10 protein-coding genes are annotated in these 15,402 nt (G+C 66.5%); 5 read left to right on the top strand and 5 right to left on the bottom strand.

Translation table 11 applies throughout. From position 1 onward, the window contains the following. Positions 1-83: 83 nt before the first annotated feature. Positions 84-1,670, top strand: a complete 1,587-nt coding sequence (ahpF, locus tag GV035_RS03810; protein WP_159833535.1) for an alkyl hydroperoxide reductase subunit F — start codon at positions 84-86, stop codon at positions 1,668-1,670. Between the two features lie 68 nt (positions 1,671-1,738). Here ahpF and GV035_RS03805 read toward each other — a convergent pair whose 3' ends face one another. Continuing rightward, entirely contained in the window at positions 1,739-2,968 is a 1,230-nt protein-coding gene (locus GV035_RS03805) for a sensor histidine kinase (RefSeq protein ID WP_159833533.1), read from the bottom strand. 229 nt (positions 2,969-3,197) lie between these two features. On the opposite strand from GV035_RS03805, the gene tam reads away from it, so the two are divergent. Continuing rightward, a complete protein-coding gene (gene tam / locus GV035_RS03800; RefSeq protein WP_159833531.1) occupies positions 3,198-4,001 on the top strand; it encodes a trans-aconitate 2-methyltransferase in 804 nt (267 codons plus the stop codon). Positions 4,002-4,008: 7 nt separating this feature from the next. Here tam and GV035_RS03795 read toward each other — a convergent pair whose 3' ends face one another. Then, entirely contained in the window at positions 4,009-4,944 is a 936-nt protein-coding gene (locus GV035_RS03795) for a LysR family transcriptional regulator (RefSeq protein ID WP_159833529.1), read from the bottom strand. 150 nt (positions 4,945-5,094) lie between these two features. On the opposite strand from GV035_RS03795, the gene GV035_RS03790 reads away from it, so the two are divergent. The 3 genes from GV035_RS03790 to GV035_RS03780 all read left to right on the top strand — a co-directional run bounded on the left by GV035_RS03790 (position 5,095) and on the right by GV035_RS03780 (position 10,552). Further along, positions 5,095-6,678, top strand: a complete 1,584-nt coding sequence (locus GV035_RS03790) for an aldehyde dehydrogenase (NADP(+)) (protein ID WP_159833527.1) — start codon at positions 5,095-5,097, stop codon at positions 6,676-6,678. 616 nt (positions 6,679-7,294) lie between these two features. After that, positions 7,295-9,298 (top strand): zinc ribbon domain-containing protein, encoded by a 2,004-nt coding sequence (locus GV035_RS03785; protein ID WP_159833525.1) that lies wholly within the window; start codon positions 7,295-7,297, stop codon positions 9,296-9,298. 135 nt (positions 9,299-9,433) lie between these two features. Beyond that, complete coding sequence (locus GV035_RS03780) at positions 9,434-10,552, top strand: TAXI family TRAP transporter solute-binding subunit (protein ID WP_442859544.1); 1,119 nt, start codon at positions 9,434-9,436, stop codon at positions 10,550-10,552. Positions 10,553-10,561: 9 nt separating this feature from the next. Here the strand turns inward: GV035_RS03780 and pdxR are convergent, their stop codons facing one another. The 3 genes from pdxR to GV035_RS03765 form a co-directional block, all read right to left on the bottom strand. Further along, entirely contained in the window at positions 10,562-12,013 is a 1,452-nt protein-coding gene (pdxR, locus tag GV035_RS03775; protein WP_159833521.1) for a MocR-like pyridoxine biosynthesis transcription factor PdxR, read from the bottom strand. A gap of 63 nt (positions 12,014-12,076) precedes the next feature. Continuing rightward, positions 12,077-12,508 carry a hypothetical protein gene (locus GV035_RS03770; protein ID WP_236572416.1) on the bottom strand — a complete coding sequence of 144 codons (432 nt, stop codon included), beginning with the start codon at positions 12,506-12,508 and terminating at the stop codon, positions 12,077-12,079. A 141-nt stretch (positions 12,509-12,649) separates the two neighbouring features. Next, positions 12,650-15,385: an MGH1-like glycoside hydrolase domain-containing protein gene (locus GV035_RS03765; protein ID WP_159833517.1), complete on the bottom strand. Its 2,736-nt coding sequence runs from the start codon at positions 15,383-15,385 to the stop codon at positions 12,650-12,652. Positions 15,386-15,402 lie beyond the last annotated feature (17 nt).

Below are 15,402 nucleotides of genomic sequence, written 5' to 3'. Positions count from 1 at the left end.
ACGTTTCCGATGCGGCGCTTCGCACGTCGTGTCGGAGCGTGTCCGCCACATCCCAAGAACAACGCCACGGAACGGACAACGCCATGCTGGACGCCAACCTCAAGAATCAGTTGAAAGCCTATCTGGAAAAGGTCACCCGGCCCATCGAGCTCGTCGCCTTCCTCGACGACAGCGACAAGTCGCGTGAGCTGAAAAGCCTGCTCGACGAAATCGCTTCGCTGTCGACGCAGATCAGCGTCGTCGAGAAAGAGGACGCTTTGGCGCGTCGTCCGTCGTTTACCATCGGCGAGCCGCGCAAGGCTGCGGGCATTCAGTTCGCGGGCATTCCGATGGGCCACGAATTCACATCGCTCGTGCTGGCGCTGCTGCAAAGCGGCGGCCATCCGATCAAGCTCGACGACGCGACCATCGAACAGATTCGCAATCTCGACGGCGACTATCGCTTCGAGACGTATTTCTCGCTGTCGTGCCAGAACTGCCCCGAAGTCGTGCAGGCGCTGAACGTGATGGCGATCATCAATCCGCGCATCAAGCACGTTGCGATCGACGGCGCGCTGTTCCAGAAGGAAGTGGAAGAGCGTCAGGTCATGGCCGTGCCGACGATGTTCCTGAACGGCGAAAGCTTCGGCCAGGGCCGCAGCGGCGTGAAGGAAATTCTCGCGAAGCTGGACAGCGGTTCGGCCGCGCGCGCCGCGAAGGAACTGGAGAAGAAGCCGGTGTTCGACGTGCTGATCGTCGGCGGCGGCCCGGCTGGCGCGGCAGCGGCGATCTACGCCGCGCGCAAGGGCATCGCCACGGGCGTCGTTGCCGAACGCTTCGGCGGTCAGGTGCTCGACACGATGGCGATCGAGAACTTCGTCTCGGTTCAGGAAACGGAAGGACCGAAATTCGCCACCGCGCTCGAACAGCACGTCAAGAGCTACGAAGTCGACGTAATGGACGTGCAGCGCGCCGAGAAGCTCGTGCCGGGCCGCATCCACGAAGTGCAACTCGCGAGCGGCGCGGTGCTGAAGGCAAAGACCATCGTGCTCGCGACCGGCGCGCGCTGGCGCGAAATCAACGTGCCGGGCGAGCGTGAGTATCGCGGACGCGGCGTGGCGTACTGCCCGCACTGCGACGGCCCGCTCTTCAAGGGCAAGCGCGTCGCGGTCATCGGCGGCGGCAATTCGGGCGTCGAGGCGGCGATCGACCTGGCGGGCGTGGTGTCGGCGGTGACGTTGATCGAGTTCGGCGCGGAATTGCGTGCCGACGCGGTGCTGCAGAAGAAGCTGCGCAGCCTGCCGAACGTGACCATCGTGACGAGCGCCCAGACCACGGACATCACCGGCGACGGCAAGAAGGTCAACGGCCTGAACTACACGGACCGCGCGACGGGCGTGAGCCATCGCGTGGAACTGGAGGGCGTGTTCGTGCAGATCGGTCTCGTGCCGAACACCGAATGGCTGAAGGGCACGGTGGAGCTGTCGAAGCACGGCGAGATTGTCGTCGATGCCAGGGGCGCGACCTCCGTTCCGGGCGTGTTCGCCGCCGGCGACGTGACGACGGTGCCGTTCAAGCAGATCGTGATTGCGGTCGGCGAAGGCGCGAAGGCATCGCTCGGGGCGTTCGATCACCTGATCCGCGCATCGGTCGAAGACGAAGCGCAGGCCGAGGAAGCGGTCGCGGCGTAATCCGGCGTTCACCACGCACGAAAGGCGAACGGAGCGATCCGTTCGCCTTTTTTCAATCGCGCGCCGAGTCAGTCCGCGCTTGCCGTCTTGGGCTTCAAAACCAGCGGGAACGTGACTTCGAACACGCTTCCGTGCCCTTTCGACGAGTGAAAACGCAGTTCGCCGTCGAGCGCGCGCGACAGTTCCTTGACGATGGCAAGGCCGAGTCCCGTGCCGGGGATGTCGTCAGCGGCGGCGCGCTCGAACTCTTCGAAGACGCGCTCCTGATCCGCTTCGCCGATGCCGACGCCCGTATCCGCCACGCGCAGGCGCCAGCGATCGTCCGGTGCGGCGGTGATCGACAGCACGATCTCGCCCGACGCCGTGTATTTGACCGCGTTCGACAGCAGGTTCAGCGCGACCTGCTTGATCTTCAGCCGATTCGAGACCACCGTGCTCAGCGCGGTGTCCAGGTGCCCGATCAGCTTGAGCCCTTTCGCCTCCGTGGCGACGCGGCTCGACTGCATCAGTTCGTCGAACAGGCCGACGAGATCGAAGCTGTCGACCGTCAGCATGGAATCGTCGCTCAGCAGCTTCGAATATTCGACCATCTCGTCGACGAGCGTCGCCATGTCCACGACCTGCCGGTTCGCGAGGCCGAGCGCCGTATCGCGCCTGGTCGGCGAGCGCGCGGCGAGTTGCAGCGCCGTCGAGAACACGTTCAGGAAATTGCGCAGGTCGTGCGCGACGCGCCGCGTGACCTGCATGCGAGATTCGTAAAGATCGCTGATGAGTTCCTGCCGCAGCGTCAGCTCGTAGTTCGCGCGTTCCAGCATGCCGGTGTATTCGTCGATCTTGCGGTCGCGCTCGCTCACGGCTTCGCGCACCGACGCCAGCGTGACGAGGCTCAGCACTTCGTCCGTCATGAGGCGCGCGTATTCTTCGTCGGCGCGGCTCAGTTCTTCATGCGATGCCGCGTACTCGCCGATCGCCGCCAACAAGACTTGCCGGAAAAGGTCCAGTTCGCGCACCAGCTCGTCGATGCGATAACCCTGCTGCCAGCGCCATTGACCGTGCTGGCGGGCGTCGTGCTCCAGCGCGCCTTCCTGACCGCTCAGATTGCGCGATTCGAGCACGTTGCAGATTTCGTCGAGAATGCTCGGCAGATGGTCTGCGAGCTGCCGATACGTGAGCTGATCCGAATGCTCGACCTCGTTGTCGCCGAACACGAGTTTCATCCATTTTTCGGTCAGCGCGGTCTGCTGATCTCGCAGCGCGGCCACGAGACCGTTCATGCCGTCGGCGGGAATGTCGCGCATGTGCGATTCTCCGATTTCCGTGCGCCGAGACGGCGCTGAAGGACCGGCCGTTAGACCGGAGGGGCAGCGGTGCGACAGTGCGGCGGATACATCGCAGTATAGGCCGGCGGCTCGGCGTTCAGTGCAAATCCGACCGATCTCTTCGGGCACTGCGCGTCAAGCTTTACCTGTGGCGTTTGCTTCATGCTGCCCGGTGGCCGGAAGATGGTGCAAGATTGCGCCGGTTTCAATGACGCTGGAATTGCAGGAGCGAAAAATGACCTCATCGGCGGGCTGGCAAGCGGATCAGTACAGTCGTTTCGAAGCGGAGCGCACGCGGCCGGTCCGCGATCTTCTGCACGCGGCGCAAGGCGCGACCGTTCGCGCGGCGGTGGACCTGGGCTGCGGACCCGGCAATTCGACCGAAACGCTCCTCGCGTATGCGCCGGGGGCGAGCGTCGTCGGCATCGACAGTTCCGCCGACATGATCGATGCCGCGCGCAAGCGTCTGCCACAGGTGCGCTTCGAGCTGGCGGATATTTCGGCCTGGAACGAAGGCGGCCCTTACGACCTGATTCTCGCCAACGCGTCCTTGCAGTGGGTGCCCGATCACGAGACGCTGCTGCCGCGTCTTGTCGGCACGCTCGCGCCCGGCGGACGGCTCGCGATCCAGATGCCCGACAACCTCGACGAGCCCGCTCACCGGCTCATGCGCGAAGTGGCGGCAAACGGGCCGTGGCGCGAGCGGCTCGCAGGCACCGAGCGCACGCTTCGCCACGATGCGCTGTGGTATTACGCGCGGCTCAAGCCGCACTGCGAGCGCGTCGATGTGTGGCGCACCACGTATCATCATCCGCTCGCGGGCGGCATCGACGCCGTGATCGAATGGTTCAAGGGCAGCGCGCTGCGGCCCCTGCTCGCCAAACTCGACGCCGACGAACACGCCGCCTTTCTCGACCAATACCGCGAATCGCTGCGATCGGCCTATACGGTTCTTGCCGACGGCGCCGTGCTGCTGCCGTTCCCGCGCCTTTTCATCGTCGCGATACGCTGATGCTGCGTTACTGCGGGCGGCCGTTGTCCCGCAACATCTGCACGAACTGACGCGCCGCCGGCGAAAGCGCGCCGCCCTTCCTCGTCACGACGCCGTAGGTCTGCGATTTCAGCTTCATGCGTATGGGCAGCACGCGCAGCATGCCGTGCCGCTCGAACACGCGCGCGACGCTCGCCGGGAGAATCGACACGAGTTCCGGGCTTTCTTGCAGCAGCGTCACGGTGACGAAGGGCGACGCGGTCGAAATGGGGTTCGCGGGCATCGGCAGGCCCGCGAGATCGAGTTCGCGTTCGAGGAGCGCGCTCATCGGCAGATAGCTCGGGTATGTCACCCAGCGGCGTTTTGCCAAGTCCCCTAACCCGACTTCGCGCCCCTGGCCGTCGCCGTGCGCGCGTCCGGCCACGATGGAAAGCGGCTCGTCCGTCAGCGGCTGATAGTGGTACTTCGACGGCTGATCCGACACGCTCGCGCGGCCGATCACGAGATCGACGCGGCCGTCGTCCAGCATCGCGAGCATGTTGGCGCTCGTGTCCTCGACGATTTCGATGGCGAGGTCCGGATGCTTCGCGTGCATCTGGTTGACCATCGGCGCGACCACGCCGGGCACCGCGCCCATGATCGTCCCGACGGTCAGCCGTCCGCCCGTGCCCGCGCGAATCTGCGCGACTTCCTGACACAGCGCGGACAAGTCGGCGGCGAGCACGCGCGCATAGCGCACCACGCAGCGGCCAAACGGATTCGGAATGAGTCCGGTCTTCGCGCGCTCGAAAAGCGGCGCTTCCAGCATCGACTCGAGTTCCGCGAGCGCCTTGCTCGCGGCGGACTGCGTCATCGCCATCGCGCTCGACGCCTTGTGCAGCGACTTGTGATCGTCGAGCGCGATCAGCAGTTGAAGCTGCTTCATGCGCAGCCGCGACATCAGGACATCGAGGGTGGTCTTCATCGTGCGAAAAGAGCGCGGGTGATTCCGAAAAGCGATCAAGCGATGGAAAGCTTTCACTATACAGCCGCGCCCGCGCAGCCGTATAGTCGGCGCAGCACGACGCTCGCTCAAGGAAGCGTCGCGACCCATACCACGGAAGGACGAGACACCATGGAACTCACAGGCAACCTGCTCATCGGCCAGCAAGCGGTGCGCGGCACGAACGGCACAATCAAGGCCGTCAACGCATCGACGGGCGCGGCCATCGAACCGGGATTCGGCGGCGCGACGCTCGACGATCTCGACCGCGCGTGCGCGCTCGCATGGTCCGCGTTCGACGTCTACCGCGAAACCGCGCCGGAGGCCCGCGCGAAGTTTCTCGAAGCGATCGCGCAGAACATTCTCGATATCGGCGACGACCTGATCGAACGCTGCATGATCGAAAGCGGTCTGCCGCGCGGGCGTCTGGAAGGCGAGCGCGGCCGCACGGTCGGCCAGTTGCGCATGTTCGCGGATGTGGTGCGCAACGGCGATTACCTCGGCGTGCGCATCGACCCGCCGCAGCCCGAGCGCAAGCCGATGCCGCGCGTGGATCTGCGTCTGCGTCATATCGGCGTCGGGCCGGTCGCCGTGTTCGGCGCGAGCAATTTCCCGCTGGCGTTCTCGGTTGCGGGCGGCGATACGGCCTCCGCGCTGGCCGCGGGTTGCCCGGTCATCGCGAAGGCGCATTCGGCGCATCCGGGCACGGCGGAACTCGTCGGACGCGCGGTGCAGAAGGCCGTGAAGGACTGCGGCATGCCGGAAGGCACGTTCTCGCTGCTGTTCGACAGCGGCCGGGACATCGGCCAAGGGCTCGTGAAGGACAATCGCGTGAAGGCAGCCGGTTTCACCGGCTCGCGTGGCGGCGGCACGGCGCTGATGAAGCTCGCCGCCGAACGCGCCGAGCCGATTCCGATTTATGCCGAAATGAGCAGCATCAACCCGGTTCTGCTGTTCCCGGCTGCGCTCGCCAATCGCGCCGACGCCATCGCACGCGGTTTCGTGCAGTCGCTCGTGCTGGGCGCGGGCCAGTTCTGCACGAATCCCGGCCTGGTGCTGGCGGTTGACGGCCCCGATCTCGACACCTTCATCGAAACGGCATCGGCGGCGCTCAAAGAAACCGCCGCGCAGACGATGCTCACGCCGGGCATCCACAAAGCCTACGAAGGCGCGGTCGATAAGATCGCCGGCCACGACGGCGTCGAGACGGCCGCTCGCGGCCTGCCGGCGCAAGGCGGCAATCAGGGTCAGGCGGCGCTCTTCGTCACGACCGCCGATGCCTTCCGCCAGAACCACGCCTTGCAGGACGAGATTTTCGGCGCGTCGTCGCTCGTCGTGCGCTGCCCGGACCTCGCCACCATGCGCGAGCTGATCGAATCGCTCGAAGGCCAGCTCACGGCCGCGCTCCAAATCGACGAAGCCGATTACGCCGACGCGCGCAGCTTCGTGGCCCCGCTCGAACGCCGCACCGGCCGCATCCTGGTCAACGGCTTCGGCACGGGCGTGGAAGTGGGTCACGCGATGGTTCACGGCGGCCCGTATCCCTCGACCGCCGATGGCCGTTCGACGTCCGTCGGCAGCCTCGCGATCAACCGATTCCTGCGGCCCGTCAGCTATCAGGATCTTCCCGAGGCGCTGCTGCCGGATGCGGTCAAGACGGATAATCCGCTCGGCCTGAACCGCCGTATCGACGGCAAGCTGCAACTGGCAAGCTGATCGTTTCAACGGGACGCCCTTCGGGGCGCTCCGGCTTTGTTTGCGCGAGTTGATTCGAAGTCCTATTTATTCGCTCCGGCCAGCATATGCCGCGCCCGAGGCGATGGAAAAACAACACGGCGGGCGCACCGGAACACCTTTCGCATCAGCGGGTTAGCGCGCGGCCGCCGGCCCTTGTCGGTTATCGGCTAAAGAATGGCGTCTCGCCACCGCCGCCCGGCGCCCAAAATATCCCGACGAGAGTAGAGAAACGTGGCGCTCTGCGCGCACCAAAACGGTGTCGCGGCTGCATCGATCCCGCTTTCGCATCCGACCAGGGCCACGCGCCGCCGTTTCACCGGCCGGCGCACGACAACATGCAACACCGGGGCATTCGCGTAGCCGCCGCCGTCGAGCGGCCCGAGGCAGGTGCGAGGCAGGTGCGAAGTAGGGGCGAAATGCAATTGACGTCCGGCGATGGTTGACGCCATATTCGGATTTCGCCTCGCGCCGGCGCGCATCGCCGGGTGAGGAAACAATACGAAGGATTGCTGCCGCCCAGACGCCGTGGTGCTCGCCGCGCGACGCCGGGCGCACGGCGGCCACGTTTTCGCATATGTCCTTCGAGGGCTTCAGCATGACCACGCGTTTGACGTTTCCCGCATCCATGTTCTCCGTCGTCTGCCAACGCTGCGGCAGCACGGTGCGCAAGAACGCCGACAGTTGCCCGAACTGCGGCGCCGACCGCAGCGCGGCCTTCGGCCGCCAACGCGCAGGCGCGGCGGCGGAACGGCCGCGCGCCAACATGTTCGAGCAACAGATGTCGAACCCGCCGCTCGCGTCGGCGTCCGCGTCCGCCCCGGCAGACGACGGCGAACCGGGCATGCGCTCGAAGTGGCCGGGCGGCTGGGACCCGAAGCGCGCGAGTGAACGCATCGCGCAGAAAGCGGCCGAGCACCGGGCGAAGCGCGTCGAGGAATCCGCGCGCAACGCCTACGCCGATCCGAGCAACGATCCGGCCGCCCTGCCCGGCACCGACAGATGGGGCGGCAAGAAGACGCTCATCGCCGGCGCGTGCGCGCTGGCGCTCGTCGCAGCCGGTGTCGCCTACATGCGATACAGCGCGGACGATCGCGCGCCTGCCGCCGATCTGAGCGCCTCCGGCACGATCGATCCGAAGCTCGGCGCGCTCGGACGAGGCGCGGCGGATACATCGGACGGAACCGACGCCACGCCGTCCACCGACGCGTCAGCGCAGCAGGCGCCGAGCGCGCCGAAATCCGGCCCGCTCACGCTCGCCTCCGGCGACCCGCTCTCGGGCACGCGCGCGGCGCTCGATCAGCACGATCTCACACTGGCGCGCGCCCGGATGAACGCGCTTCCGGCTGGCCAGCAAGCGCGCCCCGAATTCGACGCGCTGAAAGACGAGCTCGTCAAACACGAACTGCAACGCGACGCCGCGCTGCAACTGGCGCGCGCCTGCGAACGCACGTCCGCGTGGTCGTGCGTTCAGCAGAACGCGGCCGAGGCGCTCGCGCTCGATGGCGGCAATGCCGAGTCGCAAGCCATGCTGGAACGCGTGATAACCCATGCCGGCTGGCTCGTCGCGACGCCGCAGGGCGCGAAAAAAGGCGCCACCGCCGGCAATGGAACCGACGACACGAACAACGGCACGGCGGCCGCTGGCAGCGTCACGCCGGCGCCTGCGGCCGTCGCGACCCCGCCCGCTGCCGTTCCTGCGCAGGCAAACGTTGCATCGGCGCCGCAAGCCGACAAGGCGGACGCGCTGGCCGCGAAACCCGCGCCCGACAAGCGCACCGCGCAACACAACGGGAACGCGGCAGTCGCCGCGGCTGCTGCGGCGGCGGCGCGTCAGGCCGCGCTCGACGACGCCCGCGCCGCAGCCGAATACACGTCGCGCGCGGAAAAGATCGCCCGTGCGCAAGCCGCGACTAACGCGATGGTGGCGGCCACCATTCTGACGCCATCGCCGACCGTGGCAGCCACGGCGAAGCCAGCCACGCCCGCGGCGACCGAGCCTGTCACGGCCGCGCCGGCTGCTCCAGCTGCTCCGGTTGCACCGGCAACGCCAAAGCCGTCGACGGCAGCGCCGACACACGCGCAAGAATCGAATAACGGCATGTACGTCGCGCCGAGCCCGCCGAACAGCAACGGCATGTATGTCGCGCCGAGCAGCGCGCAGAGCGAAATGTATGTGGCTCCGCCGTCCTCGAACGGCATGTACGTCGCGCCTGCGGCACGGCCGGCGCCCGCGCCGACGCCCGCGCCGGCCCCGCACACTGCGCCCGCCGGCGCGCAGTCCTCCATGCCGCCGCTCTTGCCACAGACCGCACTGGCACAGCCGCCAGCGGCGCACGCGTTGCCGTCCGGCGCGCAAGCCGTCCGGCCCGCGAGCATCGAGCGTCCCGCCGTCGCGACCGCCACGGCAGTCACGCCAGCCACGGCCGCCCTGAGCCCGCTGCCGACCGCGCCCGTCAGCGGCACCGCGCGCGCGGCGACCCCGTTCGCGGCATCGAGCGTGACGGCGCGCATGGACGCCGACAAGTCCGACGACGTCGAGCGCGCCATCAGACAGTACGGCTGGAGCAGCGGCAACCAGACGCCCGCGCCCGCGCGCTGACCGCTTATTCGCATCACCCCCGCATCACTCACGCATTACCGCATCACCCGTTTCACGCGATGCCCGCGCATCGCGTGATTTTCGAAGAACCCGTCCCACTCGACTCAAGGGTCAAACATGGTCTCCAGCCAATTCATGCGGAATGCCGCGCGGGGGGCGCTCGCCCTGTGCGCTCTCGTCGGGCTCGCCTGCGCAGCGCAATCGGGCTACGCCGCCGATCCCGTGCCGTACAAGATCACGACGGGCCAGGAACGCGGCACGTATATCCAGATCGGTCAGGACTTGTCGAAGTACGTGGCCGAGCCCGCCGGCATGGACCTCGAAGTCCTGCCGTCCAAGGGATCGGCGGAAAACGTGCAGCGCATGCGCTACGAGCCGGGCGTGAAGTTCGCGCTGGTGCAGTCGGACGTGTATCAGGCGTATCTCGACATGGCGAACTCCGGCAACGCCGAGGCCGGCCGGATCATTCAGCCGCTGCGGCTCATCATGCCGCTGTACGACGAGGAGATCTATTTCGTCGTGCGCTCGGATTCGCCGCTTAAAAACATCAACGAAATCAAAGGCAAGAACATCAGCGTCGGGCCGATCGGCAGCGGCACGGCGCAATCGGCGGAAACGTTGTACCGGCTGATGTTCGGCGAGCCGATTCCCGAGGCGAACGAGCAGCACTTCAACAACGAAGACGCGCTCGCGAAGCTGATCGTGCGCAAGATCGATGTCGCGGTGATCGTCGCCGGCCAGCCTGCCAAGCTCTTTCAGGACATGAACCCCGAGCTGCTCCAGCAGATCAAGCTGCTGCGCCTCGATCCGTCCGCGCCCGAAACGGCCCGCGCCAAGCAGACCTATTTCCCTGCGACCATCCGCACGACGAGCTATCCGAACTGGATTCAGGAAGACACCCCGACGCTCACCGTGAAGGCGTTCCTCGTCACGTACGACTACGGTCTGCGCGGCACGGTCGGCGCGCTCTCGAAGTTCGCGGATTCGCTCTGCACCAACTTCGACACGTTGCAGGCGAGCGGGCATCCGAAATGGAAGCAGGTCCATCTCGAACTGCCGCCGCTCACGCGCGGCTGGAAATACTATCCGCCGATGGAAAAGCACTTGCGCGCGTGCATCGCGAAGCGCGCGGCGCTCGCGCAATCGCAGGGTTCGGCGCAGACCGTGTCGGCGCGCGGCGCGGACGCCGCCGGGCAGAAGAAGAAGTCCACCTGCACCGCAGAAGAAAAGCTGCTGCTGCTCTGCGATCAGTAGAACGCGACGCTAGTCGCCAAGCGTCGGCATGAGTGCGGCGAGCCGCGTCATGCCGCGCTCGATGGTCTCGACGGAGGTTCCGCCGTAGCCGAACAGCACGCCCTCCGTGAGCGCCTTTCCCGCGTGGAACGGGCGAATGCCGGTCAGCCCGATCGATGCCTCGCGCGCCGCCGCGACCACGCGTTCCTCGCGCCACCGCGAGGCAAGCCGCGCGACGAGGTGGATGCCGGCCGTCGCGGGCAGCGGCTCGAACCACGGCGCGAGATCGCCCGTCAGGCGCCGAAGCAGCGCGGCCCGGCGCGCCGCATACGCCTTGTGCATGCGACGCAGGTGCTTCGCGTATTCGCCGTCCAGCATGAACGCGGCGAGCGCGGTCTGCGTCAGCATGCAGGTGTGGCAGTCGCTGATCTGCTTGGCGTGCCAGAGCGGTTCGCAGAGCGTCGCGGGCGGCACGACGTAGCCGATCCGCAGATCCGGAAAAATCGTCTTCGAGAACGTGCCGACGTACGCGACGAGCCCGGCGCGATCCAGACTTTTCAGCGACTCGACCGGCCGGCCTTCGAAGCGGTATTCGCCATCGTAATCATCCTCGACGATGACCGCGCCGCGCTTGCCCGCCCATTCGAGCAGCTCGACGCGCCGGTCGAGGCTCATCGGCATGCCGAGCGGAAACTGATGCGACGGCGTCACATAGACGAGCCGCGTGTTGCGCGGCAGCTTGCTCACGACGATGCCTTCGGCATCCACCGGCACGTGCGCGATGCGCGCGCCCCGCGCCGTGAAAAGCGCCCGCGCGGGCGGATAGCCCGGCTCCTCGACCGCCACGACATCGCCTGGCTGGACGACGACGCGCGAGAGCAGATCCAGCGCCTGCTGCGCGCCCTGCGTCACCACGACGTCCTGCCAGTTGCACACCACGGCGCGGCTAAACGCGAGATACCGCGCGATGCCGAGCCGCAATGCCTGCTCGCCCGCCGGGTCGCGATACGACGCCACGCCGCCGTCCGCGCGAGCCTGCGTGCGCAGCGCCTGATTCAGGCAGCGCCGCCAGGCGTCGTACGGAAAGAGCGTCTTGTCGGTGACGCCGCCTTTGAAGTCGCAGTCGAGCGGTTCGCCGGCGACCGGCATCGGCATGGTCATGCGCTCGGGCATCTTGCGCCAGATGCCGGTGGCCCGCGCGCGCGCCGACACGGGCTCGCGCCTCGCGCCGGGCAGCCGCGCGAGTCCGTCGGCGACGAACGTGCCGTCGCCGGCGCGCGTGCGCAAAAAGCCTTCCGCGATCAGGCGGTCGAAAACGTCGAGCGTGGTCTTGCGGGAAACGCCGAGCTGCGCGGCGAGATCGCGGGTGGACGGCAGGCGCGCGTTGGCGGCGAGCCGCCCTTCGATGATGCCGGCGCGTAACTGGCCGTAGATCTGGCCGGTCAGGTCGCGACGGCCGTGCAGAGTGATGTGAATGTCCAAGGCGCGTGGATGTCGTCAAAGCGGCGTGAAGCGCCACTACTTAACATACATGCACGCCGGCTGTCATCTGCACCCGTCAAGCGAACTCGGAAAGGGATATCGGCGATACGCCGAGATCGACGTCCATTCCCGCGTCGTCGCGTTCGAGCGGTCGCGGCGCCGCGCCGTGAAGCCGCATTTGGACGCCGACTTCTGGACCGCGTGCTGACGCGCCCGCGAGCGCGCCTCGAGGCGGCGCTCCAGCGCCGCCTCGCCGCAGAACCAGTGGTCGATCGCGCCGCCGAGCGCGGCCAGAATCCCGACGCCCGCGATCCAGCCGGCTGCGATGCTGTCGAACGCGCAAGTGACCCATGCGCCGCCGCACATCGCCGCCGCGAAGACCAGCATGATGAGTCCGAACGGCGGACTTTCCTCGTGCTCGGTGCGGCAAACGGGCCGCGAGCCGCACCCCGCCACGGCGGGTCTCATGTCGTAAGCACTCGTTGATCGGTTCATCTTTTTGCTCTCCCAAGCGGCACATTCAAGCGCCAAACATCTGCGTCCGCACAAATTACGCAGATGGAGAGAACAGCGATATAAGACTTATCCGAACAAAGCGGGCCCCTCTTTGCCGCCGGAAAACTGCCTGTTGGCAGACTACTTCGCGCCGGCGAACTCCTGTACGTCCGCATCGGCTTCGCCGGCAAGCGGGACGACGCCCGAAGGCCCGGACGCGCGCGGCTGCAACAAGAGCGCGACAAGTCCCGTCCATCCCGTCTGATGCGATGCCCCGATGCCGCGCCCGTTGTCGCCGTGAAAATATTCGTGGAACAGCACCAGATCGCGCGAGCGCGGATCGGCCTGCAAGAGCGGATACGCCGCCATCACTGGGCGTTCGCCGTTCTTGTCGAGCAGAAAGAGAGTGGTCACGCGGCGCGCGAGTTCATCGGCGATTTCCGCAAGCGAGAATGTCTGCCCTGAGCCTGTCGGATACTCCACGCGAAAATCGTCGCCGTAATAGCGGTGAAATTCGAGGATGGATTCGATCAGCAGATAGTTCACGGGCATCCACACCGGCCCGCGCCAGTTCGAATTGCCGCCGAACACCCGCGAGGTCGATTCCGCCGGCTGATACTGCACGCAGAAGCTCTCGCCGTTGTGATAGAAGACGAACGGTTCGTCGCGATGCACGCGCGACAGCGCCCGCACGCCGTGGTCGGAGAGAAACTCGGACTCGTCCAGCACGCGCCGCAAAAGCGCCTTCATGCGATGCCCGCGCAACAGCGACAGCAGCACGCTATTGCCCTGCCCCGCGATATTCCAGCGCGACACGAGCCGCGACAAATCCGGCCGATGTTCGAGAAACCAGTGCAACCGCTCGCGCAGCTCCGGCAACGCGCGGTACACGCTCGGCTCCAGCACGTGCACCGCGAAAAGCGGGATCAGCCCGACGATGGAGCGCACGCGCATCGGCACGCTGGAGCCGTCAGGCAGACGCAGCTTGTCGTAGAAGAACTCGTCTTCGCTGTCCCAGAGGCCCGTATCGCAGCCGTCCTCGCAACTGACCGCTTCGGCGATATACAGGAAGTGCTCGAAGAACTTCACCGCGATATCGACGAACACGGGGTTCGCATACGCGAGTTCCAGCGCGATTCGCATGAGGTCGAGCGCGTACGCGGCCATCCATGCCGTGCCGTCGGCCTGATCGATATGGCCGCCCGTCGGCAGCGGCGACGACCGATCGAAGATGCCCACGTTATCCAGCCCGAGAAAACCGCCCTGAAAGATGTTGCGGCCGTCGGCGTCCTTGCGATTCACCCACCACGAGAAGTTCAGCAGCAGCTTGTGGAACACGAGTTCCAGAAAGTCGCGGTCGCCCTTGCCGGTGATCGCGCGGTCGATCTCGTAGACGCGCCACGTCGCCCACGCATGCACGGGCGGATTGGCGTCGCTGAACGCCCACTCGTAAGCCGGCAACTGACCATTCGGATGCTGATAGCGGTCCTTCACGAGCAGCAGCAACTGCCGCTTCGCGAACGCCGGGTCGATGAGCGCGAACGCCGCCGCATGAAACGCCAGATCCCACGACGCGTACCACGGATATTCCCACTTGTCCGGCATCGAGACGATGTCCGCGTTGCACAGATGCCGCCAGTCCGCGTTGCGCCCAGAGCGCCGCTGCTTCGGCGGCTTCGGCTGGAGCGGATCGCCGTCGAGCCAGCGCGTGACATCGAACTGGTAGTACTGCTTCGACCACAACATGCCCGCCAGCGCCTGCCGCTGCACGAGCCGCTGATCCGCGCCCGCGACGTCATGCTGAAGCGCGCCGTAGAACTCGTCGGCTTCCGCGATACGGCGCGCGAAGAGCGCATCGACGTCGAGCGGCACGGCGTCGGGCGCGGATTCGGGGCGCCAGCGCAGAAACACGGTGGCCGTCGCATGGGCCCCGAGCGTGAGACGCGCGCGGGCCGCGGCGCGCGTGCCGGCATCGCGGCGAATGGCGTCTTCATCGCCCGCGAGGAGGTAGTCGTTGAAACCGTCCTTGAACGGACCCGCGCCTTCCATCTGAAACAGACGCCGCACGTTGGTCTCGTTTTCGCAGAACAGCCATTCGATGCCGTCCGCGTCCGGCGACCACGCCGTCACGATCATCGGCTCGTGACCGTGATGACCGGCCGCGACCTGCGTCACGCCGCGCGCCGTTTGCAGCGCGAGCGACGGTTTGGCCGGCGTCGGCTTCCATGACCACGTATTGCGCGCCCAGATCTGCGGCAGCACGTCGAGCGCGGCGGGATACGCCGCGCGATTCTCGACGGTCACGCGCATCACGATATCGTCGGGCGTGTGCTTCGCGTATTCCACCTGCACGTCGAAGTAACGCTCGTCGTCGAACACGCCGGTGTCGAGCACTTCGTACTCGGGCACATCCGCGCCGCGCCGCGCGTTTTCATCGACGAGATCGGCGTAAGGAAACGCCGTGTGCGGATACTTGTAGAGCATACGCATATAGGAATGCGTCGGCGTGCCGTCGACGTAGAAGTACAGTTCCTTCACGTCCTCGCCGTGATTGCCTTGCTGATTCGTGAGTCCGAAGAGGCGTTCCTTCAGAATCGGATCGCGCCCGTTCCAGAGCGCGAGCGAGATGCACCAGTTGAGCTTGTCGTCGCCGAAGCCCGCGATGCCGTCCTCGCCCCAGCGATACGCCCGGCTGCGCGCGTGATCGTGCGGAAAGTACTCCCATGCGGTGCCGAACTCGCTGTAATCCTCGCGCACCGTGCCCCACTGACGCTCGCTCAGATACGGCCCCCAACGCTGCCAGCGCGAACAGTCGCCCGAATGCAGCCGCGCTCCCTCCACGGTGTCGATCTGATTGACGGTGCGCGTTTTCGCCATGGGCGTCTCCTGGATGC

It is taken from the genome of Burkholderia sp. 8Y, from assembly GCF_902506145.1.
Classification (GTDB): domain Bacteria; phylum Pseudomonadota; class Gammaproteobacteria; order Burkholderiales; family Burkholderiaceae; genus Caballeronia.
Note: the sequence above shows the minus strand (reverse complement) of the source record. Positions and strands in the feature narration are given on the sequence as shown.

Bases quoted from the DNA above. Each gene is read 5' to 3' on its own strand.
- ahpF (WP_159833535.1), top strand. From the start codon at position 84: ATGCTGGACGCCAACCTCAAGAATCAGTTGAAAGCCTATCTGGAAAAG.
- GV035_RS03805 (WP_159833533.1), bottom strand. From the start codon at position 2,968: ATGCGCGACATTCCCGCCGACGGCATGAACGGTCTCGTGGCCGCGCTG.
- tam (WP_159833531.1), top strand. From the start codon at position 3,198: ATGACGCTGGAATTGCAGGAGCGAAAAATGACCTCATCGGCGGGCTGG.
- GV035_RS03795 (WP_159833529.1), bottom strand. From the start codon at position 4,944: ATGAAGACCACCCTCGATGTCCTGATGTCGCGGCTGCGCATGAAGCAG.
- GV035_RS03790 (WP_159833527.1), top strand. From the start codon at position 5,095: ATGGAACTCACAGGCAACCTGCTCATCGGCCAGCAAGCGGTGCGCGGC.
- GV035_RS03785 (WP_159833525.1), top strand. From the start codon at position 7,295: ATGACCACGCGTTTGACGTTTCCCGCATCCATGTTCTCCGTCGTCTGC.
- GV035_RS03780 (WP_442859544.1), top strand. From the start codon at position 9,434: ATGCGGAATGCCGCGCGGGGGGCGCTCGCCCTGTGCGCTCTCGTCGGG.
- GV035_RS03770 (WP_236572416.1), bottom strand. From the start codon at position 12,508: ATGAACCGATCAACGAGTGCTTACGACATGAGACCCGCCGTGGCGGGG.
- GV035_RS03765 (WP_159833517.1), bottom strand. From the start codon at position 15,385: ATGGCGAAAACGCGCACCGTCAATCAGATCGACACCGTGGAGGGAGCG.